The 22142-nt window shown below is 57.1% G+C and carries 24 protein-coding genes; 9 read left to right on the top strand and 15 right to left on the bottom strand.

All coding sequences use genetic code 11. From position 1 onward, the window contains the following. Positions 1 to 3 precede the first annotated feature (3 nt). From fdhF to SOM40_RS18365, 4 genes are all read right to left on the bottom strand, one after another. Complete coding sequence (gene fdhF, locus SOM40_RS18350; protein WP_320530514.1) at positions 4 to 2154, bottom strand: formate dehydrogenase subunit alpha; 2151 nt, start codon at positions 2152 to 2154, stop codon at positions 4 to 6. Between the two features lie 40 nt (positions 2155 to 2194). After that, the gene (hydN, locus tag SOM40_RS18355; protein WP_106994900.1) at positions 2195 to 2740 is read right to left on the bottom strand and encodes an electron transport protein HydN; all 546 of its coding nucleotides are present in this window, start codon (positions 2738 to 2740) and stop codon (positions 2195 to 2197) included. Positions 2741 to 3010: 270 nt separating this feature from the next. Continuing rightward, on the bottom strand, positions 3011 to 3490 hold the full coding sequence (locus SOM40_RS18360; RefSeq protein ID WP_320530515.1) for an Hcp family type VI secretion system effector: 480 nt from the start codon (positions 3488 to 3490) through the stop codon (positions 3011 to 3013). A gap of 218 nt (positions 3491 to 3708) precedes the next feature. After that, on the bottom strand, positions 3709 to 4398 hold the full coding sequence (locus tag SOM40_RS18365) for a hypothetical protein (protein WP_320530516.1): 690 nt from the start codon (positions 4396 to 4398) through the stop codon (positions 3709 to 3711). A gap of 433 nt (positions 4399 to 4831) precedes the next feature. Between SOM40_RS18365 and SOM40_RS18370 the strand changes: the two genes are divergently transcribed. From SOM40_RS18370 to SOM40_RS18380, 3 genes are all read left to right on the top strand, one after another. Then, positions 4832 to 4963, top strand: a complete 132-nt coding sequence (locus SOM40_RS18370) for an ash family protein (RefSeq protein WP_414672284.1) — start codon at positions 4832 to 4834, stop codon at positions 4961 to 4963. 36 nt (positions 4964 to 4999) lie between these two features. Beyond that, positions 5000 to 5455, top strand: a complete 456-nt coding sequence (locus SOM40_RS18375; RefSeq protein WP_320530582.1) for a hypothetical protein — start codon at positions 5000 to 5002, stop codon at positions 5453 to 5455. Positions 5456 to 5721: 266 nt separating this feature from the next. After that, complete coding sequence (locus SOM40_RS18380) at positions 5722 to 6294, top strand: HEPN domain-containing protein (protein ID WP_320530517.1); 573 nt, start codon at positions 5722 to 5724, stop codon at positions 6292 to 6294. A 238-nt stretch (positions 6295 to 6532) separates the two neighbouring features. Here SOM40_RS18380 and SOM40_RS18385 read toward each other — a convergent pair whose 3' ends face one another. From SOM40_RS18385 to SOM40_RS18435, 11 genes are all read right to left on the bottom strand, one after another. Next, positions 6533 to 7312: a GIY-YIG nuclease family protein gene (locus SOM40_RS18385; RefSeq protein WP_320530518.1), complete on the bottom strand. Its 780-nt coding sequence runs from the start codon at positions 7310 to 7312 to the stop codon at positions 6533 to 6535. 83 nt (positions 7313 to 7395) lie between these two features. After that, on the bottom strand, positions 7396 to 7776 hold the full coding sequence (locus tag SOM40_RS18390) for a cell envelope integrity TolA C-terminal domain-containing protein (protein ID WP_320530519.1): 381 nt from the start codon (positions 7774 to 7776) through the stop codon (positions 7396 to 7398). A gap of 333 nt (positions 7777 to 8109) precedes the next feature. Next, complete coding sequence (gene hycI, locus SOM40_RS18395; RefSeq protein ID WP_320530520.1) at positions 8110 to 8565, bottom strand: hydrogenase maturation peptidase HycI; 456 nt, start codon at positions 8563 to 8565, stop codon at positions 8110 to 8112. Continuing rightward, positions 8558 to 8968, bottom strand: a complete 411-nt coding sequence (locus tag SOM40_RS18400; protein ID WP_285128438.1) for a formate hydrogenlyase maturation HycH family protein — start codon at positions 8966 to 8968, stop codon at positions 8558 to 8560. The genes hycI and SOM40_RS18400 overlap by 8 nt, the downstream gene beginning before the upstream one ends. Beyond that, entirely contained in the window at positions 8968 to 9732 is a 765-nt protein-coding gene (locus SOM40_RS18405; protein WP_320530521.1) for an NADH-quinone oxidoreductase subunit B family protein, read from the bottom strand. The genes SOM40_RS18400 and SOM40_RS18405 overlap by 1 nt, the downstream gene beginning before the upstream one ends. Then, positions 9729 to 10274, bottom strand: a complete 546-nt coding sequence (locus tag SOM40_RS18410) for a formate hydrogenlyase complex iron-sulfur subunit (protein WP_320530522.1) — start codon at positions 10272 to 10274, stop codon at positions 9729 to 9731. The genes SOM40_RS18405 and SOM40_RS18410 overlap by 4 nt, the downstream gene beginning before the upstream one ends. A gap of 12 nt (positions 10275 to 10286) precedes the next feature. Beyond that, entirely contained in the window at positions 10287 to 11996 is a 1710-nt protein-coding gene (gene hycE / locus SOM40_RS18415) for a formate hydrogenlyase subunit HycE (protein WP_312190854.1), read from the bottom strand. Between the two features lie 15 nt (positions 11997 to 12011). Continuing rightward, positions 12012 to 12935 (bottom strand): respiratory chain complex I subunit 1 family protein, encoded by a 924-nt coding sequence (locus tag SOM40_RS18420; RefSeq protein WP_166183646.1) that lies wholly within the window; start codon positions 12933 to 12935, stop codon positions 12012 to 12014. Positions 12936 to 12937: 2 nt separating this feature from the next. Continuing rightward, complete coding sequence (gene hycC, locus SOM40_RS18425) at positions 12938 to 14761, bottom strand: formate hydrogenlyase subunit 3 (RefSeq protein ID WP_320530523.1); 1824 nt, start codon at positions 14759 to 14761, stop codon at positions 12938 to 12940. Next, a complete protein-coding gene (locus tag SOM40_RS18430) occupies positions 14761 to 15366 on the bottom strand; it encodes a 4Fe-4S dicluster domain-containing protein (protein ID WP_166183651.1) in 606 nt (201 codons plus the stop codon). The genes hycC and SOM40_RS18430 overlap by 1 nt, the downstream gene beginning before the upstream one ends. A gap of 76 nt (positions 15367 to 15442) precedes the next feature. Further along, complete coding sequence (locus tag SOM40_RS18435) at positions 15443 to 15901, bottom strand: transcriptional regulator (protein ID WP_262672613.1); 459 nt, start codon at positions 15899 to 15901, stop codon at positions 15443 to 15445. A 231-nt stretch (positions 15902 to 16132) separates the two neighbouring features. Between SOM40_RS18435 and hypA the strand changes: the two genes are divergently transcribed. Genes hypA through flhA form a run of 6 tightly spaced genes read left to right on the top strand, consistent with a single transcriptional unit; the run spans position 16133 to position 21887 of the window. Continuing rightward, on the top strand, positions 16133 to 16483 hold the full coding sequence (gene hypA / locus SOM40_RS18440) for a hydrogenase maturation nickel metallochaperone HypA (RefSeq protein ID WP_106994531.1): 351 nt from the start codon (positions 16133 to 16135) through the stop codon (positions 16481 to 16483). 3 nt (positions 16484 to 16486) lie between these two features. Then, complete coding sequence (gene hypB / locus SOM40_RS18445) at positions 16487 to 17359, top strand: hydrogenase nickel incorporation protein HypB (RefSeq protein WP_320530524.1); 873 nt, start codon at positions 16487 to 16489, stop codon at positions 17357 to 17359. After that, a complete protein-coding gene (locus tag SOM40_RS18450; RefSeq protein WP_261645212.1) occupies positions 17350 to 17628 on the top strand; it encodes a HypC/HybG/HupF family hydrogenase formation chaperone in 279 nt (92 codons plus the stop codon). Before hypB ends, SOM40_RS18450 begins: the two co-directional genes overlap by 10 nt. Beyond that, positions 17628 to 18749, top strand: a complete 1122-nt coding sequence (gene hypD, locus SOM40_RS18455) for a hydrogenase formation protein HypD (protein ID WP_320530525.1) — start codon at positions 17628 to 17630, stop codon at positions 18747 to 18749. Before SOM40_RS18450 ends, hypD begins: the two co-directional genes overlap by 1 nt. Further along, positions 18746 to 19756, top strand: coding sequence for a hydrogenase expression/formation protein HypE (hypE, locus tag SOM40_RS18460; RefSeq protein WP_320530526.1), 1011 nt, complete (start codon positions 18746 to 18748; stop codon positions 19754 to 19756). Before hypD ends, hypE begins: the two co-directional genes overlap by 4 nt. Positions 19757 to 19799: 43 nt before the next feature. Then, the gene (gene flhA, locus SOM40_RS18465; protein WP_320530527.1) at positions 19800 to 21887 is read left to right on the top strand and encodes a formate hydrogenlyase transcriptional activator FlhA; all 2088 of its coding nucleotides are present in this window, start codon (positions 19800 to 19802) and stop codon (positions 21885 to 21887) included. The last annotated feature ends 255 nt before the right edge of the window (positions 21888 to 22142 follow it).

Consider the following 22142-nt stretch of genomic DNA (forward strand, 5'->3'; position numbering starts at 1 on the left):
GCGTTAACTCTCTACCGCCTCTCGCAGGCGTTGTTTCATCGCGCTGTAGGTGGTCTGGGCGTAATTTTCCGCCCAGTGTTGATCGGCAATAGGGTCGATCTTCACCGCGCAGTATTTGGTTTCCGGGGTTTTCGAGACCGGGTCGAGGTTGTCCTGGGTCAGCTCGTTGCAGGCCCCAATCCACCACTGATAGGTCATGTATACCGCCCCCTGGTTGATGCGTTCGTTGACGTCAGCGCGGCTGATCACCTTCCCGCGACGGGAGCTGACCCACACCAGCTGGCGATCGCGGATCCCGAGCCTCTGCGCATCCTGCGGATGCATCTGCACAAAGCCCGGCTCATCCGCCAGAGTCTGCAATGCGGCACAGTTACCGGTCATCGAACGGCAGGAGTAGTGCCCCACCTCGCGCACGGTGCAGAGCACCAGCGGATAGTCGGCGTCCGGCATCTCCGCCGGTTTGCGCCACGGGGCGGCAAACAGCTGGCCTTTGCCGCTCGGGGTGTCGAAGCGGTTGCCCGCGTAGAGCCACGGCGTGCCCGGATGGTCGAGGGTCGGGCACGGCCACTGGATGTGCCCCATGTCGCCCATTTTGTCGTACGTCACGCCGTAGAACAGCGGGCACAGCTCGCGCATTTCGTCCCAGATCTGCTGGTTATCGCGGTACGCCATCGGGTAGCCCATCGCGGTGGCGATCAGGCTGATGATCTCCCAGTCGCGCTTGACGTTGCCCTTGGGTTCAATGGCTTTTTCAAAGCGCTGGAAGCCGCGGTCGGCGCAGGTAAAGACCCCGCCGTGTTCGCCCCAGGAGGTGGCGGGCAGCAGCACGTCCGCCGCCTCGGCGGTTTTGGTCATAAAGATGTCCTGCACCACCACGAAGTCCAGCGCGTCAAACCCTTTGCGCACCAACCCTAAGTCGGCTTCGGTCTGAAGCGGATCTTCTCCCATGATGTAATAGGCTTTGACCTTGCCCTCCAGCGCGAGATGCGGCACTTCGGTGATCCGCACCCCGACCTGGTCATCCATCAGCGCGGGATCGACGCCCCACGCCCGGGCGAATTTCTCCCGCACCTGCGGGTCGGTGACGTCCTGATAGCCGGGGAACTGGTTGGGTATCACTCCCATGTCGCACGCCCCCTGGACGTTATTCTGCCCGCGCACCGGGCCGACGCCGCAATGTTCGCGCCCGAGGTTGCCGGTGAGCAGCGCCAGGGTGGAGAGGCCTTTCACCACGTCCACCGCCTGCCCGAACTGGGTCACGCCCATCCCCCACATCACGGTGGCAGACGGCGCGGCGGCGTAGATGCGCATCGCCTCGCGGATCTGCCGGGCGCTGACCCCGGTAATGCCTTCGACGTTTTCCGGGGCGTAATTGCTGACCGTTGCACGCAGCGCGTCCAGCCCTTCGGTGTAGCGGGCCACGTAGTCGGCGTTGTAGAGGCTCTCGTCCAGCAGGGTATAAATAAAGGCGTTCACCAGCGCCATGTTGCAGCCGTTGTTGATCTGCAGATGCCGGTCGGCAATGCGCGCGGTTTCAATTTTGCGCGGATCGCAGACGATCACCCGGGCACCGTTCTGTTTGGCTTTGATCACCCGGCGGGCGACGATCGGGTGCGAGTCGGCGCAGTTGTAGCCGAAGATCAGCAGGCATTTTGAGTTTTCGATATCGCTGATGGAGTTGCTCATCGCCCCGTTGCCCAGCGTCTCCTGCAGTCCGGCCACGCTCGGGCCGTGGCAGACCCGGGCGCAGCAGTCGACGTTGTTGGTATTGAGCACCCCGCGGGCAAACTTCTGCATCACGTAGTTGGTTTCATTCCCGGTGCCGCGGGACGATCCGGTGGTCATGATGGCGCGCGGGCCATAGTTAGCCTTGATTTCACTCAGGCGTTGGGCGGTGTAGCGAATGGCCTCGTCCCAGGAGACCGGCACAAACTTGCCGCCTTTCTGGTAGCGGATCATCGGCTGGGTGAGGCGCGGCGTCAGCAGCCGGGTATCGTTGAGAAAATCCCAGCCGTAATAGCCCTTCAGGCACAGCTGATTCTGGTTGGTGACGCCCTGCGCGCCCTCAGCACGAACGATTTTATTGTTATCGACGACGAGTTTTAACTTACAGCCCGCACCACAGTACGGGCAGACGCTGGTGATTTTTTTCATCAGTAACAGACCTGCTAAAAGTGAAAAGTAATGCTGACGCTTACAGCGCCAGCGAAGACATGTTGTCGAGCGCCGCGCGGCGACGTTTTTCCAGACTCAGCTGTTCCAGCTTCTGCCTGTCGATGCAGACAATGGCATTGGTCGGGCAGGCCTGAATGCACGCCGGACCGTCCGGCTGGTGGTAGCAGAGGTCGCACTTGTTGGCCTCGGCCTTCTCCGACATCACGTTCAGCCCGGCACCGATGCTGCGCACAACCGGACGCAGCACCACTTCCATCGCGCCATACGGGCAGGCGACCACGCAGGTTTTGCACCCGATGCAGCGCTCCTGGTGGACGTGAACAAAGTCGTTATCGCGGGTGATCGCCCCGTTCGGGCAGACGCTGGCGCACGGGGCGTCTTCGCACTGGCGGCACATGGTGGCCGTGGAGACGTTGACGCCTTTGATGACGTGAATGCGCGGCAGGAAGTTCTGCGGGGTCAGCGAGGCGCAGTCCTGGGTGTCATGGTGCGACACCACGCAGGCCACTTCACAGGTACGACAGCCGATGCATTTGCTGGCATCGGCAATGATGAAACGGTTCATCCTTAATCTCCGGGAATGATGGTTAGCTTGCCGGAGGTATGCATAAATTGGGCCAGATATTAAGGTATTGAAATTAAAGGGTTTTACTAGGATGTGTGGCTGTCATCGACATAAGTGACGATGACAGGTTTGACATTTTCGATTTGAATGATGAACACGCGTGAGTGGAATTTTTTTGCGAAGCGATAACATCAGCAGAAAGATAGAAACAGATTTTATTACGAGAGAGCACTGGAAACAGGCTGCTGGTGCAGCCTGTTACTCTTCCCTTTATGCACAACACCGATCATTCCATGAGTCACGGTAGATAATATTCCCATCCGTGTATTTCCAGGTGATCGCCTCATAACGTAACTCCAGCGTTTCAAGATGAGTGCTACTTATTCCATTCGGAGCCAGATAGGGTGCAACCGTAGTAAATTTCACATTCTCCAGAATAATATTGAAGTACTCAGCCTCTATACCTGTATCGAGGATCCGGTACATCTTAATGGTGGCTTTCTTCATCGTTCTTCCTTCACATACTGCACGATAAAGAAGAGGCGTGGTCCGGTCGAACTCTTTTACTATAGTGATGGGACGATGGACACGTGTCCCGGTAAGCTTTCCAAGGTTAGGATCCACCGGGATAGTGACACCATGAGAGAATGACTTAAGCTCAATTGAGCCTAACCGTAGCGGCATTATGCAGCCTCCTACAACTGGAGAACCATTTTCATCTTCAAGCCATAAATGTGCGGGTGTAGACATATAACGTCCTTATTATTTCACTAAAAAATCAAAGATTGGGTTACCATTTAATAAAAATCAAAACCACTAAAAAAAACACAGGAATAGGCCATAAAGGACCGTTTGGCAAAAAATGTAATAGCACGAATACGAATAATATTGTTAATATGGACGGACCGTAGTAAGAGAGTAAAGACTTGAATATCCGCCTGAATATCCTGTATATAATATTATTCATGTTATCTAATCATCTTAGTGATGATATCGGCTATAACGCTATCCGATGTTGAATGAGAGAATGCTCCGGCGCGTTCAAATAATGGCTCTACCAGAAAATACATCATTTCAAGCTCCCGTGAGTACAACGCTGCGTAATAGGCTGGATAGACATATTTCAGACGTTGCGCACTGTCAGCCGCTTTCTGAACGATGCCATATATACCCGCAACGGCAACAACCCCTCCGGCCCTATCCCCCACACGAGCCCTCATTTCGAGACGTAAGTTCATTCCAATAGCGACACAGTAAGCGACCCCTAGCGCGAATCCTGCGCTGGTAAGAGCATTTGCGGCAATATGAATGTTAACCGCCATTAACTTACGTTTGATATTCTCCAACTGTTCTGACGTTTTGTACTGAAATATCTGCTCGAAATAAATACGCAGCATTTCATAAGCAATATCATTGTTCTGAAAGACGTGAACAACGCCATTTGCAAAACGAATATCTTCATTCTTTTGGCTTCTACAAACATCCTGATAATCATCAGTAAAACAGGAGGTGTAATAAAGTGCACGTTTAGCACCTGCACCGATAGTTTCAACCTGCCTGGTAACCATTTCTCTAACGCCTGTTAGTGCACGTTCGAGTTTTAACGCGAGAATATTGTTTGCTTGTAAATAGCTAATAACGTCATTGTTATAGTTCATAGCCGCCCCTGGCAATTTAGCTTAAGTTATCCTTGAGAGTATAAGAACTAAAAATTGATGAGTAAATAAGCAAATGACAGTTTGCAAGCAATACGCTTATAAGAGAACCTTTAAACGATCAGCCTAATAGCTATAGCATTTATAGGTGCTGTCATCGACATAAGTAACGATGATAGCTCTGGTATTTTCGCCGTGGGTGCTAAAGGTGCGGGAAACATCATTTACATGAGAAGCAGCAGCGTTAGCATTCCAGGCCCGGCAAGCGAAGCGCCCCCGGCAGGGCCTTTCTGGAAAGCTCCTCGCAAACTTCAAAGTAACCTTATGTAATTCAGGGTTAAGGCTTTTATTCCCGTTATCAGCCTCGTAAAGTGACTGCGTTGCGGCACATCCGCAATCGGGTGTAGGAACCCGTATTCTACAGAGCGATATTTGTATGTCGCGACAGTGCATATCCCGTAAAATCACGGTGGCACTGGCGGAGCAGCCGAAAGGCTGGCCGTTTTCCTCTGTAGGCGGCATTCCTACCTCCGTCAGTGCTGCCTCCTTTGAGCGTAGGAACTCTTAGGATGGTTAAATCAATTAATACAGAGAGGATGTCATGATGACTACTATCCCAACCCTGCCTTACCCGCAATCTGACGAACAGGTTATTCCCGCTTCCCTGACAACGCCGCTTTCTGCTGCTGCGGATCTCTTTGAGGTCGCCGATCGCTGCGCCGCGCTGGTGAGTGTATTGATCGAAACTGACGACAGAGCATCCCGCACTGCGCTCTGCGAAGGTCTGCTGCACGCGCTGCGCCAGCTGCGTGAACGCTGTGATGCCGAACTCCCGCCGCACCTTATCGCCCAGTTGATCCAGGGGGAAACACTCACCTCCTGTATGCCGGACTGCTGGCAGGAGACCGCTCCCCAGGTGGAGTATGCGCTGGCTTTGGTACAGGCAATTTTGGGTGGAACGTTGCCCGCAAGTGTGGAGAAAGAACTGGCGGGGCTGCTGCATGACTTGGTCTGGCTGGTTAATGAGTTTGTGAAGGAGCCGTATATTACGGTGCATTGAGTGCGGCTGGAAATTGGTGAAGATTACTGATTTCAGGTTTGATAAGGGGCTGTGGTGGGCCCCTGAATACGTTTGAGGAGGGGGTTGGTGTTGGGTGTTTCTGGGGTTCGATTATTTCTAAACTGGCAACATCGGTTGTTGCATATGAGAAACGATGAATGACTATTAATAGCGAAAAGCAGACTATAGATTATGGAATGTTGAGCAAGAAGGAATTTTCAGATAAAGTTCAATAACACATAGCCAGTTATATTAAGGTATAGATTATGCTTCGTCTAACTAAAACCCCAGCGATGCTTTTTTCAAAAAAACTAAAAAACATTGCCATTATCCAACTAATTGAAAAAGATCTGGATAAGTTATGCTCAATTGAGGGCGGTGATATTAAGAATAACAACTCTAAAAAAAATTATTTATATCAGTCTTATGTTGTTCACTTGATGGCTGGTTGGCAAGAATTCCATAAAAGCTTGGTAGAATATGCTTTTTCTGCGTTAGAAAAGAAAAATGGTAGCAATACTATGACTGAGATAGCTAGATGGAGAATCAATGATTTGCTAAAAAAATTCAATACTCCAAATACTGAAAACATAAATAATCTTTATAAAAATTCATTTGGAATATTAAACATATCACAGAGTTGGGTTTTTGTAGATTTAAATAATAAAGCGGCCATGCAATTGTTAAATAAAGTATTATTGGCCAGGCATCAAATCGCTCACAAAGGTGTATCCATCGATAAATTAAGTTACAGCCTAAATTTTGAAAACATGGAAATTATTTACAAAATGGCATGTGCGACAGAGAAGCACGTATTTACATCTTTGAATATTGAATAATGATCAAAGAAGCTTTTTTTTGCGGCTACGCCATTTTATGTACATAATGTCCGCTTCTGGCATTCAATGGACAGCTTGACGTGCCACATAGTCTGCTTTGAGCGAGTATAGGAAGTTCACGGTTTATTACTACAAGATATGCTTTGTTAACCTTTTCTTATAATATGATTGACTATTAACAGATCACATCGCACATTTTTTCTGACTGGTCCGGTCGTAAGCAGGAGTAAACACTTTTTCATTTCAGCTTCAAAATATTTTGTGTGATCAATTCGAAAGGTGCAACATCACCAATTGTGTAGTTGAGTTGAAAATACTGTCTCAGCTCAATGCCACCCATAATGCGGGGCGAACCAGACTGATTGGCAGTTCGGTTAATCATTGCAGTGATGGAAGACATGCCATCACGAAGAACAATCTTGATATTTTCACCGTCTTTACCAAAGTTTTGAGAACTTGCTACCGGCACATTGAAGAACCCTCTATGCCAGTACGTATCTGTCATATTGAAAGTGAATAGTTTAATACTGCTATGAGTAATGATTTCAGCCTCAGTCGATACCACTTCCTTACTCTCCAGTACTGCTCTCTGAATTCCATTCCATTGAGGACTAATGACACTTATGATTGAATCCTCAAGACCAGCAGCAAGATTCAAGTGGAATTGTCCGTAGTGCATCAGTCCTGAATCTGGAAGTACTAAGATATCAACAGCAACATTGCCAGATAGCATCTCAATAATATTAGCATTATTTTTTATATTCGTAGATTGGGAAGGGCCAGGACGTGAATAATGGTACATCCTGTTACGTAATAGACGAGTGGTTTTACCTATATACTTTACTTCACCATCACAAACAAACGCATATAGGTTGTTCCTTACATCTGTGAATCTGTCATCGAGATGATACTTCAGACTGCCGTCTATAAGTTGCCAGAATCCTACCTTGATAAAGCCAATCTCAGTCAAACGATTCATGTTAGGATTCCATTTGGGAAGAGTAAAAGCATTATACATTGCGAACTCCTCACCGTAATTTAAATAAGTTTGATGTCAGTAACGAACTCATCTGGCACAAAGCGCCCCCAAGTCATTAGCATCTACCCCCGCATATCAAACCCAACCTTTTGAAAATCCCGATACACCTCCGGATTCCTAAACGCCGGAAACTTCGCTTTTTGAGCCGCCAACTTCACCGCCTCACAATACGCTTTGTTGCCCTTGCTGGTTGATATCTTCAACGCCCTACCATCCCGCGCAAATTCCATATGCAGCCTGCATTTTTTGCCCTTCCAGCGTTGTGGCTCAGCAATTTTATCCTCTATCGCCGCCCTAATCCCCCGCGCCTGAGCCCCCCATTCATCCTGATCGTCCCAGCGGCCAGAACTGCAACTCCCTATTGCTGAGGTTTTATGGCATCCCGAAGGCTGTAACGGCGCACAACTCACCGCCACGCTGACCACAACGGCAAGCATAAACATCTTCCCTACTCTTTCATGCGATCTCACGCCTTAAACTCCTGTGCTCATATACCCGTTAAAATTACTTTCGGTTTATCACTTCACGAAAATTAGAACTAATAAAAAACACAGGTATAGGTCCGGTACAACGTAAGCCGCCACCGGGCAATTCCAGAGAGGTACACGCAATCAGCAACCTGGTTCAAACATTGTGCTCGCTTCTGCCGGGCGGCGGCTGACGCCTTGCACGGCCTACAAAACCCAGGATATCAACAGATGACGCATTTTTCGTAGGCCCGGTAAGGCGCTAGCCGCCACCGGGTATTTCCAGAGAGTTACCTTCGTGATTACGCGCTACAACTCCCCAAACTCCAGCACCCCATCCCGGTCTACCAAACTTTCATAAACCCTCTCAACGGCAGCTTTAATCGCCTCCGTCATCGGATAATAAAACCCCACAATATCCGGCTGCACCCCAAGGAAAATCACCTCCCCCACATCCCCCCGCAGCTGATCCACAAGATAATTAAGAGGCATATTGTGCGTCGTCATCATAAACATCTCGGCGATGTCGTCCGGGTCGATGCGGCGGATCTCGCCGGGGTTGAGCCCCATATCCGTCGCATCGACAATCAGCAGGCGAGCCGGGCGCAGCTCGCGGATCGCGACCACGTCGTTTTCTGGGGCGCTGCCGCCGTCGAACACCATCCAGTCGCCGCGCGGTGTCTCGCGGCACATCTCGGCCAGCAGCGGACCGGCACCGTCGTCGCCCATCATGCTGTTGCCGACGCAGAGTAAAACATCAGTCACGTTGCCTCCGAACCATCAGATAGATGGCGTTTTCCTGGTGAATGGCGTGGAGCATGCCGAGCATCGCCCGGCTCCACGTCTGCTGCTGCGCCGTCTGCCGCGCCATCGCGGCGTCAAAGGCGCTGGCCAGCATCACAATATGATTCGCGTCGATCACAATCTCCCCGTAGCGCGGCACGCCCTCCATTTTGCGCCGCGCCTCGCTCCCCGTTTCCAGGGTGGCGATCCACGCCAGGTACTCCTCCCACGGACAGGTCAGCGCCGCCTCCAGGCAGTCGATGACTCCCAGATGGTGGCCGATGGCCAGCCCGTAGTAGATCACCTGCTGGGCGTCGTCGGGGGTGTTGTCATTTTCATCAATGAACTTGCGGCTGAGCTGGCTGAAGACCACGGTTTCGCTCATCAGATACGCTCCTGCCCGACCACCTGGATGAGGTTGCCAACGATCTCGTTCAGACGCGGATCGTTCTCCCGGGCCAGCCAGTCCGCCACGCTTTTATCCCCTTCCAGCAGATGGTGCATAAAGTCGTCGGCGATCTGGCGACCGTAGCGGTAGCCCGCCAGGCGGCGCGCGGCGCGGTCGATACGTACCCGCAGGGGCTGAACCATCTCCGGATGCAGCAGTTCCGCGGGCTGGTTGTCCAGCGCCCCCGGCTCGCGGGCGTGGATCTTCTGCTCCAGCAGCCCCAGCGCCATGGCAAAGCCGTACAGGGTGGCAGCAGGCGACGGCGGGCAGCCGGGGATGTAGACATCCACCGGGACGATTTTATCGGTGCCGCCCCAGACGCAGTACAGGTCGTGGAAGATGCCGCCGGAGTTGCCGCAGGCCCCGTAGGAGATACAGATTTTTGGATCCGGAGCCGATTCCCACGCGCGTAGCGCCGGGGAGCGCATCGCGCGGGTCACTGCCCCGGTAAACAGCAGAATGTCGGCGTGGCGTGGGGATGGCACCACCTTGATGCCGAAGCGCTCGGTGTCGAAGATCGGCGACAGGGTGGCGAAGATCTCAATCTCGCAGCCGTTGCAGCCGCCGCAGTCCACGCGGTAGACGTAGGCAGAGCGCTTAATTTTTTTCAGCAGCGAGGCCTTCATGCTGGCGATGGACTCATCCACCGTCACCGGCACCGGGATCCCCTGTTCGTTACGTGGCCCTAACAGTTCGCTCATTGTGTCGCGTCCTTCATCTCGCGGGTCAGATGGATTTTGTCCGAAGGGGTCAGCCCCTGCAGGCGCTTACAGTCCGGGCAGGTCTCAAAACTCTCCCGGTGACGTTCCGCGCGTTTGTCGCCGTTGTGGCGCAGCAGGTCGATGACGTAGTCGATCTCTTTCTGCACCGCGTACGGCCGCTCGCACACCCGGCAGTGGCAGATGTCGAAGCGCGACTGCTGGAGGAAATCGGCCTTGCTCCACACCGCCAGCTCATACTCCTGGGAGAGTTTGATGGCGGTGGTCGGGCAGACCTCTTCGCAGCGTCCGCAGAAGATGCAGCGCCCCAGATTGAACTGCCAGAACAGCTCCCCGTTCTTTAAATCGGTCTCCACCGTCAGGGCATTCGACGGGCAGGCGTTCACGCACGCCGCGCAGCCGATACACTGCTTAGGGTCGTGCTCCGGCTTGCCGCGCATATTTTTGTCGACCGCAATCGGTTCGAGCGGATAGGACGCCGTCACCGTGCCGGTTTTGATGACTTTTTTGATAAAGGTAAACATGGGTGCTCCGGGTTATTTCAGCGGCGAGTTCTTGCGTTCAATGCTGTAGCGTTCCAGCTCTTTGTACGGCACCACCTTGCTTTTCTTCTTACGCACATCCACCACCGTCATGCGGTCGGTGCAGGAGTAGCAAGGGTCGAGGCTGCCGATAATCAGCGGCGCGTCGGAGACGGTGTTCCCGCGCAACATGTAGCGCAGCGTCGGCCAGTTGGCGTAGGTGGCCGCACGGCAGCGCCAGCGCCATAACTTCTGGTTGTCGCCGGTCATGCTCCAGTGGATATCATCCCCGCGCGGTGCTTCGCTGAAGCCCAGCGCAAAGCGGTTCGGGATGTAGGTAAAGCCTTCCACCATCAGCTCGCCGCCCGGCAGGTTGTCGAGGCCGTAGTCGATCATGTTCAGGGCGGTGTAGACCTCGTTGATGCGCACTTTCAGGCGGGAAATCACGTCGCAGCCCTGCTCGGTGTGGACTTCCATCGGCAGCAGGCCGTAGCCGACAAACGGGTGATCGGCGCGGGTGTCGCGGGCGTGGCCGCTGGCGCGAACCATCGGGCCGACGTTGCTGAAATCGCGGGCGATCTGCGGGTCGAGGCGGCCCACGCCGACGGTGCGCTGGTCGATGTTCGGCGTGCTCAGGAGGATATCCACCAGGTCCTGCACCTCGCGGCGCATCTGCTGGGCCAGCAGGCGGGTGGCGATCATGTCCTCTTTCAGCAGATCGCGACGGATGCCGCCGATCAGGTTCAGACCGTAGGTTTTACGCGCCCCGGTGAGGATCTCCGCCATTTTCATGGAGGTCTCACGCACGCGGAAGAACTGCATAAAACCGGAGTCAAAGCCGACAAAGTGGCAGGCCAGGCCGAGGTTCAGCAGGTGCGAGTGCAGGCGTTCCACCTCCAGCAGGATGGCGCGGATCATCTGGGCGCGTTCCGGGACCACGATCCCCATCGCGTTCTCCACCGAGGTGGTGTAGGCCGTGCTGTGGGCAAAGCCGCAGATGCCGCAGACGCGATCCGACAGGAAGGTCACTTCGTTGTAGCCCATGCGGGTTTCGGCCAGCTTCTCCATCCCGCGATGGACGTAGAACAGGCGGTAGTCGGCGTCGATGATGTTCTCGCCGTCGACGAACAGGCGGAAGTGGCCCGGCTCATCGGAGGTGACGTGCAGGGGGCCAATCGGCACCACGTTGTTTTTCTTGTCGCCGAGTTCGTTGATGAACGCGTAGGTCTCTTTGTCGGTGGTCGGGGCCGGGCGCTGACGATAATCCATGCTGTCTTTACGCAGCGGATAGAGTTCGTCCGGCCAGTCATCCGGCAGCACCAGACGACGCTCGTCCGGCAGGCCAACCGGCACCAGGCCATACATGTCGCGCACTTCGCGCTCGCCCCACACCGCCGCGGGCACGCGCGGGGTGACGGACGGGAACTCCGGCTTGTCGGCGTCCACTTCCACGCGCACGGTGAGCCAGCAGCGGGTGCCCTGCTCCATCGACAGCACGTAGTAGACGGCGTAGCTGCCGCAGAGCTGGCGTTCATCGTTGCCAAAGAGCACCGACAGCCAGCCGCCCTGTTTGTAGTACAGGAACTCGACCACTTCCGGCAGGTAGTTAATTTTCACCGTCACGGTGATTTGATCTTTGGTCTGCCAGGCTTCATCCAGCACCACGCCCGGGAAGGCCTGGTGCAGTGCGGCGAGATAGTGTTGACCAACTTTTTCTTCAGACATGGTTATTCTCTACAGTCACGCCGCCAGCAAGGAGACGAAAGCTAAAAATGCCAGACCGAAACCGGTCCAGGTAATCCGTGAGGTGGCGTTAAAGCGCAGACGCGCCATGCTGTTCTCAAATAGGGCGATGACCAGCACGCCCACCACCAGCTTGACCACCGCAATGACCAGCGCCAGCAGCAGACCGCCTGCGGAGAACTGCGTCATCTGTCCCCAGGGGATAAACACCCCGACGAACATCTGCAGCACCACCAGCTGTTTCAGGCTGATACCCCACTTGAGGAGCGCAAAGCCCGCGCCGCTGTATTCCGACAGCGGGCCTTCCTGCAGCTCCTGCTCGGCTTCGGCGAGGTCAAACGGCAGCTTGCCCATCTCAATAAAGGTGGCGAAGGCGCAGGCGCACAGGGCAAGTACCAGCGTCACGGAGTGCGCCACCGGCCAGTGGTAGATCGTCGCGGTGACGGCGCTGATGTGGGTGGTGCCCGCTACCTGCGCGGCAACCCACAGACCGAGCAGCAGGATCGGCTCCACCAGCACGCCGAGCATCGCTTCACGACTCGCGCCAATCCCGGTGAACGGGCTGCCGGTATCAAGCCCGGCAATGGCGAAGAAGAAGCGGGCGATGGCGAAGAGGTAGATCAGGGTGATCAGATCCCCCAGCGCAGGCATCGGTGAAGCGATAGTGATCACCGGCAGCGCGGTGGCAATGGCAAACATCACCGCCACCATCACAAAGGGCATCAGACGGAAGACCCAGCCGGATGCCGCCGGGGCCACGCTCTGGCGACCCAGGAGTTTGATCAGATCCCGGTACTCCTGGAAGATATCCGGCCCGCGACGGGTGTGCAGACGGGCACGCGCCACACGGGTAATGCCCGCCAGCAGCGGCGCAGCGGCAAACAGCACCAGCGCCTGAATCAGTGCGAAGATGAGGGTCATGCTCAGGCTCCTCGGGAGATAACGACAACCACCAGCACCGCCAGCTCAATCAGGGCGATACGGTGGAACAACACGGCGGTGCAGTCGCGCTGCCAGCCGGGGATCAGGCGCACCGGGTTAAGCCATTTGCGCAGCTTCAGCACCGGGGCAAAGGACTCTTTTACCGGCATCGCAAAGCCGTGGGCGGTGATGACCATTGCGGCCTCGTGATCGTAGCCGCAGACCCAGGCGAAGCCGCGGGAGCGGTTCGGCAGGCGGTCGCCCTTGAACAGCACCAGCAGGATGAACGGCAGCAGCAGACCGGCAAGCAGCAGCAGGGTCATCATCGGTTGCGAGACGGTGGATATCTCCCCGCCGCTGACCGGGAACAGACCGCTGATAATCGGCAGGAACCAGGGCGCAGCCACGCCACCCGCCACGCAGCACAGCGCCGCCAGCGCGGTGCTGAAGGTCATCAGCCACGGCGCGCAGCAGGCGTTTTCCGCCTCTTCGGTGCGCGGTGCGCCGAGGAAGGTGACGCCATAAACTTTCGCCATACACATCACCGCCAGCGCGCCAGTGATCGCCAGGCCGGTCGCCAGCAGCGGCCCCAGCAGGCGGGCAACAAAGGCGTCGTGGGTGCCGAGATTAAAGAAGGACTGATAGATCACCCACTCGCCGGCAAAGCCGTTCAGTGGTGGCAGGGCCGCCATCGCCATCAACCCCACCAGCATCGCCAGCGAGATCAGCGGCATTTTTTTGCCGATGCCGCCGAGCTTCTCGATGTCGCGATGGCCGGTGCGATACCACACCGCGCCCGCGCCGAGGAACAGCGTGGTTTTAAACAGGCCGTGGCTGATCAGGTGGTAGAGCCCGCCAGTAAAGCCGAGCGCAATCAGCAGATTGCTGTGCAGCGCAATACCAGTGACGCCCGCCCCGAGGCCGAGCAGAATAATGCCGATGTTTTCCAGAGTGTGGTACGCCAGCAGGCGCTGAATGTTGTGCTCCATCAGGGCGTACAGCCCGCCGATAAAGGCGGTGAGCATCCCCATCACCAGCAGCAGTACCCCGAGCCACAGCGGCGGTAACGCCCCACTCAGGGCCACGGTGAGCATGCCGTAGAGACCGACCTTCATCACCACCGTGGAGAACAGCGCGGCAGCGGGCGCGCTGGCATTGGCATGGGCCTGCGGTGCCCAGCCGTGCAGCGGGATCACCCCGGCCAGCAGGCCAAAGCCCGCCAGCCCCGGTAGCCAGATGCTGGCCCCCGGTGCCTGGGCGGTAGCCAGGGCACTCATCGCCCCGAAGTTCAGGGTGCCGTAGTAGCTCCACGCCTGCCAGCAGGCGATGGCCAGCAGGAGGGTCCCCAGACGCCCCAGCACAAACCACAGCTTGCCGGACTGGACGCAGCCGGTGAGAAACGCGGCGCAAAGGGCCATCACTTCGGCCATCACCACCAGCCAGCCGAGGTTATCGACCATGATGGCGGCCACGGCGGCGGCCATCAGCAGGTTGGTCAGCAGGCCGTTGGCTTTCGCCTGCGGGTGGCGCTGCCAGGCAATGGTATACAGGCTGATCAGGCACATCGGCAGGCCGATAGCGATCAGCCAAATCGCCCGGATGCCGGACATCTGCATGCCGAGGTGCAGCCAGGTCAGCTCTGCGTGCTGAGGTTGCGAAGAGAGCAACGCGATCGCCCCTGCCCCCACCGCCATGGCGCTGGCAATCGCCCCGCCGATCCCGGCGATGGCGCCGCTGACTGATCGGTTAGCGCAAAAAATGAGGGCCAGCACCGCGCTGATGACATACCACGCTAGCGCCTGGTTAATTAACGATAAGGCGTTCATCAAAGCTCTCCTTGTTGCGACTGGAACAGCGACAGATCGCCCAGATCCGTATGCAGGGTGAGTTCGCGTTTGCGTTTGCTGGCGAGCGCAATGTCCTGGTTATCAATCAGACGCAGGGATTTGGTCGGACAGGTACGCACGCACGCCGGACCGTCCGGGTCGAAGTAGCAGAGGTCGCACTTCACGGCGATGGCGCGCACGCCGGGCACCCAGTCGAGGAACGGGCTGACGCGGGCGGGTGCCGGGGGGGCCATCGGTGCCTTGCTGGTATTACAGTTGGCAGGAATGGCCCGCGGGCGGCTGCCGGCAAACTCAACGGCGCCAAACGGGCAGGCAATACCGCACAGCTTGCAGCTGACGCACAGGCTTTCATTGAGCTGGATAGCGCCGTCGATGCGGGTGATGGCATTGACCGGGCACACCTGGGCGCAGGGGGCATCTTCGCAGTGATGGCACAGCTGCGGCGCAGAGTCGGTGTTGTTGCGCATCACTTTCAGTCGCGGCTGGCTTTGCAGGCCATGCTGGCGATGGTTTTCTGAGCAGGCCGCTTCGCAGGTGTGGCACCCGATACACAGCGTGGGATCAGCAATTACAAAACGATTCACCTGGAGTCCTCTGGTGATAGTCATTTTTGACGAAAAATGGCGGAAGTGTCATTTTCGACACCTGCCGACATCGAATTCAGACCGCAGCGTGGTGCTGCGCGAGTGTCGCCAGGGTCAGCGATTCGCCGCGTTCGGTGGCTTCATACAGCGCGGTATACACGCCGTTGATTTTGTCGAGGAAATGGTTGAACACCGCCTCGCGCTGGTCGATGTGAATAGTGCCGTCCAGCATCCCGTCATCGCTCAGTCGGGCACGACCAATCAGCACGCTCTGCTGGTCGTCCCGCGCTTCGATGGTGTAATTGAAGATATGCCCGTTGAACGCCTGCTCAGGCGTCACGCGGATCAGGAAGTGGTCAAACAGCCAGAAACCCAGCCCATTGTCGTTATTGCAACCCACGCTCAGGTGCAGACTGGCTCTGGAGAGGGTAATGGCCTGAACCAGTGAATTGCCGTAGTGATTCCAGTGGGCGCGGAGAACGCGCTGGTGCCCGGCAATAAAATTGGCTTTTTCGCTCAATTCGGAAAGTGTCATGGTGAAGTACCTGATGCGTCATATGTAAAGAGTTCGCTTCACTAAGCACGATTCATGCCATTTTTTAACTAACTGAATTTAATGATAAATATTTTTTAAAGCCCGCCCGATCACAAAAAATGACATGTCATTTCGTCATCTTTGTCAGGGCTCACGCTTTCCCGCCTTTCTCCTTTCTAAAAGCTGGCATCAATATTGCTTAACCCCCACGACTTCAACGGGAATAGCACAATGCACGAAATCACCCTCTGCCAGCAGGCGCTGGAATTGATCGAACAACAGGCCCATCAGCACCACGCGAAGCGGGTGACGGATGTCTGGCTGCGCGTCGGCGCCTTTTCCTGCGTCGAAAGCAGCGCGCTGGAATTTTGCTTTGAGCTGGTGTGCCGCGGCACCCTGGCCGAAGGCTGCGGGCTGCATCTCGAAGAGCAGCAGGCGGAATGCTGGTGTCAGGACTGTCAGGCTTATGTCCAGCTGCTTACCCATCGCGTACGACGCTGCCCCGACTGTGGCGGCGCGAGTCTGAATATCGTCGCCGACGACGGACTGCATATCACGCGTCTGGAAATTGAACAGGAGTAAATCATGTGTACCACCTGCGGTTGCGCCCAAGGCAACCTCTATATAGAAGGTGATGAGCGGAATGCCCATTCCGCTTTTCGCAGCGCCCCCTTCTCTCCGGCACCACGCCAGGCATTTAACGTCACGCGGATTGACGGCGGGGAGTTTGCCCCTTCAGAACACCAGCCGGGCCAGCTTGATTACGGCCAGGGCGCCGCAGGCACTCACGCGCCGGGCCTGAGCCAGCGCAAGATGGTTGAGATTGAGATCGACGTGCTGAGCAAAAATAATCAGCTCGCTAAGCTGAACCGCCAGCGGTTCCGCGCCCGGCAGCAGCTGGCGCTGAACCTGGTCTCCAGCCCCGGCTCCGGTAAAACCACCCTGCTCACCGAGACCTTAAAGCGCTTACAGCAGCGCGTGCCCTGCGCGGTGATCGAAGGCGATCAGCAGACCGTAAATGACGCCGAGCGGATCCGCGCTACCGGCACCCCGGCGATCCAGGTCAATACCGGCAAAGGCTGCCACCTCGACGCCCAGATGATTCACGACGCCATGCAGCGCCTGCCGCTGGATGAGGGCGGGATCATGTTTATCGAAAACGTCGGCAACCTGGTCTGCCCGGCGAGCTTCGATCTCGGGGAGCGTCACAAGGTGGCAGTGCTCTCCGTCACCGAGGGCGAGGACAAGCCGCTGAAGTACCCGCACATGTTCGCCGCGGCCTCCATCATGCTGCTCAATAAGGTCGATCTGCTGCCGTACCTGAATTTTGACGTGGAGAAATGCCTCGCCGCTGCCCGGGAAGTGAATCCGGATATTGCGATCCTGCTGGTTTCTGCCACGCGCGGGGACGGAATGGACGCCTGGCTTGACTGGCTGGAGGCGCAGCGATGTGCATAGGCGTTCCCGGAAAAATCAGCGCCATCGTGGAGGGTATGCAGGCCAAAGTTGAGGTCTGCGGCGTGCTGCGCGATGTGGATCTGACCCTGGTGGGTGCTCACGACGAAAACGGCACCAGCCGTCTCGGCCAGTGGGTGTTGGTCCACGTCGGCTTCGCCATGAGCGTGATTAATGAAGAGGAGGCGCTGGATACCCTCGCCGCCCTGCAGAATATGTTCGACGTCGAGCCGGACGTCGGCCCGCTGCTGTTTGGCGAGGAGTCCCGCTGATGCGCTTTGTTGATGAATACCGCGACCCGCAGAAGGTGATGCGCCTGATTGAGACGCTGAAAACCCGCGCCGAAGCCCTGCCTTATACCCCCCAGCGTCCGCTGCGGATTATGGAGGTGTGCGGCGGACATACCCACGCCATCTTTAAGTTCGGGCTCGATCAGCTCCTGCCGGAGAATATTGAGTTTATCCACGGCCCCGGCTGCCCGGTATGCGTCCTGCCGATGGGGCGGATCGACACCTGCATTGAGATCGCCAGCCACCCGGAGGTGATCTTCTGCACCTTCGGCGACGCGATGCGGGTCCCGGGTAAAAACAGCTCCCTGCTGGATGCCCGGATGCGCGGCGCGGACGTGCGGATTATCTACTCCCCCGCCGACGCCCTGAAGCTGGCCCAGCAGAACCCGGACCGCAAAGTGGTCTTCTTCGGCCTGGGGTTTGAAACCACCATGCCCGCCACCGCCCTGACCCTGCGTCAGGCGAAGGCCGCTAAGGTGGAGAACTTCTTCTTTTTCTGTCAGCACATCACCCTGATCCCGGTGCTGAAAAGCCTGCTGGAACAGCCGGAGAACGGCATCGACGCTTTTCTGGCCCCGGGGCACGTCAGCATGGTGATTGGCACCCACGCCTACGATTTCATCGCCGCTGAACATCAGCGCCCGCTGGCGGTGGCCGGTTTTGAACCGGTGGATCTGCTGCAGGGCGTATTGATGCTGGTGGAGCAGAAAATCGCTGGCGTCAGCCAGGTCGAAAATCAGTATCGCCGCATCGTGCCGGAAGCGGGTAATACCGTGGCGCAGGCCGCGATTGCCGAGGTGTTTGGCATTGAAGGCGACAGCGAATGGCGCGGGCTGGGGGTGATCGAACACTCTGGCGTACATCTCACCGAAGCGTATCGCCAGTTTGACGCCGAGCGCCACTTCAGCACCCGGGCGCAAGACATCTGCGACGATCCTGAGGCACGCTGCGGGGCTGTCCTGACCGGGCGCTGCAAACCGGCCCAGTGCCCGCTGTTTGGTAACAAGTGCACGCCGCAAAGCGCCTTTGGCGCGCTGATGGTGTCATCGGAAGGGGCGTGTAGCGCCTGGTATCAGTACCGTTCTCAGGAGTGTGAAAGTTGAAACAGATAACCCTCGCCCACGGGAGCGGCGGCCAGGCCATGCAGCAGCTGATCGGAGAGCTTTTTATGCGCGCCTTCGCCAACCCATTGCTGAACGAGCAGGAAGACCAGGCCCGTATTCCCCTGCATGAGCTTACCGCTCAGGGCGACAGGCTGGCCTTTTCCACCGACAGCTACGTGATTGACCCGCTGTTCTTCCCTGGGGGCGATATCGGCAAGCTGGCGATCTGCGGCACCGCCAACGACGTGGCGGTCAGCGGGGCGATCCCACGCTGGCTCTCCTGCGGCTTTATCCTTGAGGAGGGGCTGGAGATGGCGACGCTGGAACGCATCGTCACCAGCATGGCCACCGCCGCCTCTGAAGCAGGCATCACCATTGTGACCGGCGATACCAAAGTTGTCCCGCGCGGCGCGGCGGATAAGGTGTTTATTAACACCGCCGGTATCGGTTCGATTCCCGTGGGCGTAAACTGGGGCATGCGCCAGATTGCGGTCGGCGATGTGCTGCTGGTCAGCGGTACGCTGGGCGATCACGGTGCGACCATCCTGAATCTGCGTGAAGGTTTAGGCCTGGACGGCGATCTGCAAAGCGACTGCGCCGTTCTGACGCCGCTGATTCAGGCGCTGCGGGCGGAGCCGGGCATCAAAGCCCTGCGCGACGCTACCCGCGGCGGCGTGAATGCTGTCGCCCATGAGTTTGCCGCCAGCAGCGGCTGTGGGATCGAATTACAGGAGAACGCCCTGCCGGTGAAGCCCGCCGTGCGCGGCGCGTGCGAACTGCTGGGCCTGGATCCGCTCAACTTCGCCAACGAAGGCAAGCTGGTGATTGCGGTCGGACGCCATGAAGCGGAGCGCGTGCTAGGCTTATTACGCCAGCATCCTCTGGGCCAGGACGCGGCCATCATCGGCGAGGTGGTGGAACGCACAGGTGTCCGGCTCACCGGACTGTACGGCGTGAAGCGAACCCTGAACTTACCGCATGCCGAACCGCTACCGCGTATTTGCTGACCCCGGCAGCACCTATTAGCTTCTCATTTTCTGGATATAACGCATGTCGTATACACCCACGAACGATCCCGTCGATCAAGGATTATTCGATATTACCCGTACCCTGCTGCAACAGCCCGATCTCTGCGCCCTGGCGCGGTCGTTGACCTGGCATGCCCGGCAGATGAACCTGGCCGATCGCGCCCATATTCTGCTCTGGCAGTCAGAGCAGCGTCGCGTCTGTCTGTACGGTACTGACGAGCAGGATCGGGATATCCGCTATGAAGATGAGCCGCTGCTGGCGAACGGACCTTTCCGCCGCATGCTGTCGCGCCCGGACGTATTGCACTGTCAGGCGGACATCTTTAAAGAGACCTGGCCAGCGCTGGCCGGGCTGGATCTTTATGCCCCTTTTGCCCACTACTGCCTGACCCCGCTGGCGGCCGACGGACGGATCTTCGGCGGCTGCGAGTTTCTGCGCGACGACGATCTGCCCTGGTGCGACAGCGATCTCTCCCGGCTGCAAACCCTGACCCAGGCAGCTGGTCTGGCGGTCGAGCAGATCCTCGCCCGGCAGAATAACAGCGACAGCTACGATGTGCTGTGCCGGGAACGTAACGACTTTCGCCTGCTGGTCGCCATCACCAACGCGGTGCTGTCGAAACTCGACCTTGATGAGCTGGTGACGGAGGTCTCCCGGGAGATCCAGCGCAACTTCGGCATTGATTCCATCAGCATGGTGTTGCGCAGCGAGCGCAAGGGCAAGCTCCTCGTCTACTCCACCCATTACCTGGATAAAAACGCCCCGCTGTACGATCAGAGCGAGGTGGACGAGAAAGGCACGCTGTCCGAAAAAGTGATGCGTAACAAAAAGATGCTGATGCTTAACCTGCACAGTCGTGACCAGCACGCCCCTTACGAACGGATGCTGTTTGATATGTGGGGCGAACAGGATCAGACCCTGTGCCTGTTCCCGTTGATTTTCCGCGAGCGGATCCTCGGCACCCTGAAGCTGGCCCAGTGTAAAGCCCAGGTGTTTACCGCCTCGAATCTGGAGCTGCTGAACCAGATTGCCGAACGTATTGCCATTGCGGTGGATAACGCCCTCTCCTACCGCGAAATCAGCCATCTCAAGGAGCGGCTGATCGACGAGAACCTCGCTCTGACCGAGCAGATCAACAACGTCGCCACCGACTTTGGCGAAATCATTGGCCGCAGCTCGCCGATGATGACGGTGATGAAGCAGGTGGAGATGGTGGCCCACAGCAACAGTACGGTGCTGATCCTGGGGGAGACCGGGACCGGTAAGGAGCTGATTGCCCGCGCCATTCATAATCTCAGCGGACGCAGCGAGCGGCGGATGGTGAAGATGAACTGCGCGGCGATGCCTGCCGGGCTGCTGGAGAGCGACCTGTTCGGCCACGAGCGCGGGGCGTTTACCGGCGCCAGCGCCCAGCATATTGGCCGCTTTGAGCTGGCGGACAAGAGCACGCTGTTCCTCGATGAAGTGGGCGATATGCCCATTGAGCTGCAGCCCAAGCTGCTGCGCGTGCTCCAGGAGCAGGAGTTTGAGCGGCTCGGCAGCAATCGCACTATCCACACCGACGTGCGCCTGATTGCCGCAACTAACCGCGACTTAACGCAAATGGTCGCCGATCGTGAGTTCCGCAGCGACCTTTACTACCGGCTCAACGTGTTCCCGATCTTCCTCCCGCCGCTGCGGGAACGCCCGGAAGATATCCCCCTGCTGGTGAAGTCGTTCACCTTCAAGATCGCCCACCGGCTGGGACGCAATATCGACAGCATCCCGGCGGATACCCTGCGTCAGCTCAGCAAAATGGAGTGGCCGGGCAACGTGCGCGAGCTGGAAAACGTCATCGAGCGGGCGGTGCTCCTGACCCGTGGCAATGTCCTGCAACTGTCGCTCCCGGATATCGATTATCCTCGCTTCGCCAGTACCGCGACGCCGGAGGCGCCTGTCAGTCCGATCCGCGAAGGCGAGGAGGAATATCAACACATTATGCGGGTGCTGAAAGAGACCAACGGTGTGATCGCCGGACCCAAAGGGGCGGCAAAACGGCTGGGACTGAAGCGCACCACGCTCCTGTCGCGCATGAAGCGGCTGGGGATCGATAAGAACGCTATTTTGTAAGGCCCTGCAGGGAAATATCACCCGCATGAGTGGAATATAATTTCCATGATTTCGTGTTGCTATTTCCCTGTCATATTCGCCCGCATTTTTGTTTTCCCTCCGCGAATTTCACCACAATAAGACATTTCTCAAGAAAAATTCATACCGCGTTCAGCCCTTATCTCATGGGAAATTGCGCCGGTTCGCGCGCGGCAAAAATCATGCCACAAGCCGATCCAGGGTTGTCTCAGATTCTGAGTATGTTAGGGTATGGCC

It is taken from the genome of Leclercia sp. CFBP8987 (assembly GCF_034044995.2).
GTDB classification, from domain to species: Bacteria; Pseudomonadota; Gammaproteobacteria; order Enterobacterales; family Enterobacteriaceae; genus Enterobacter; species Enterobacter tamurae.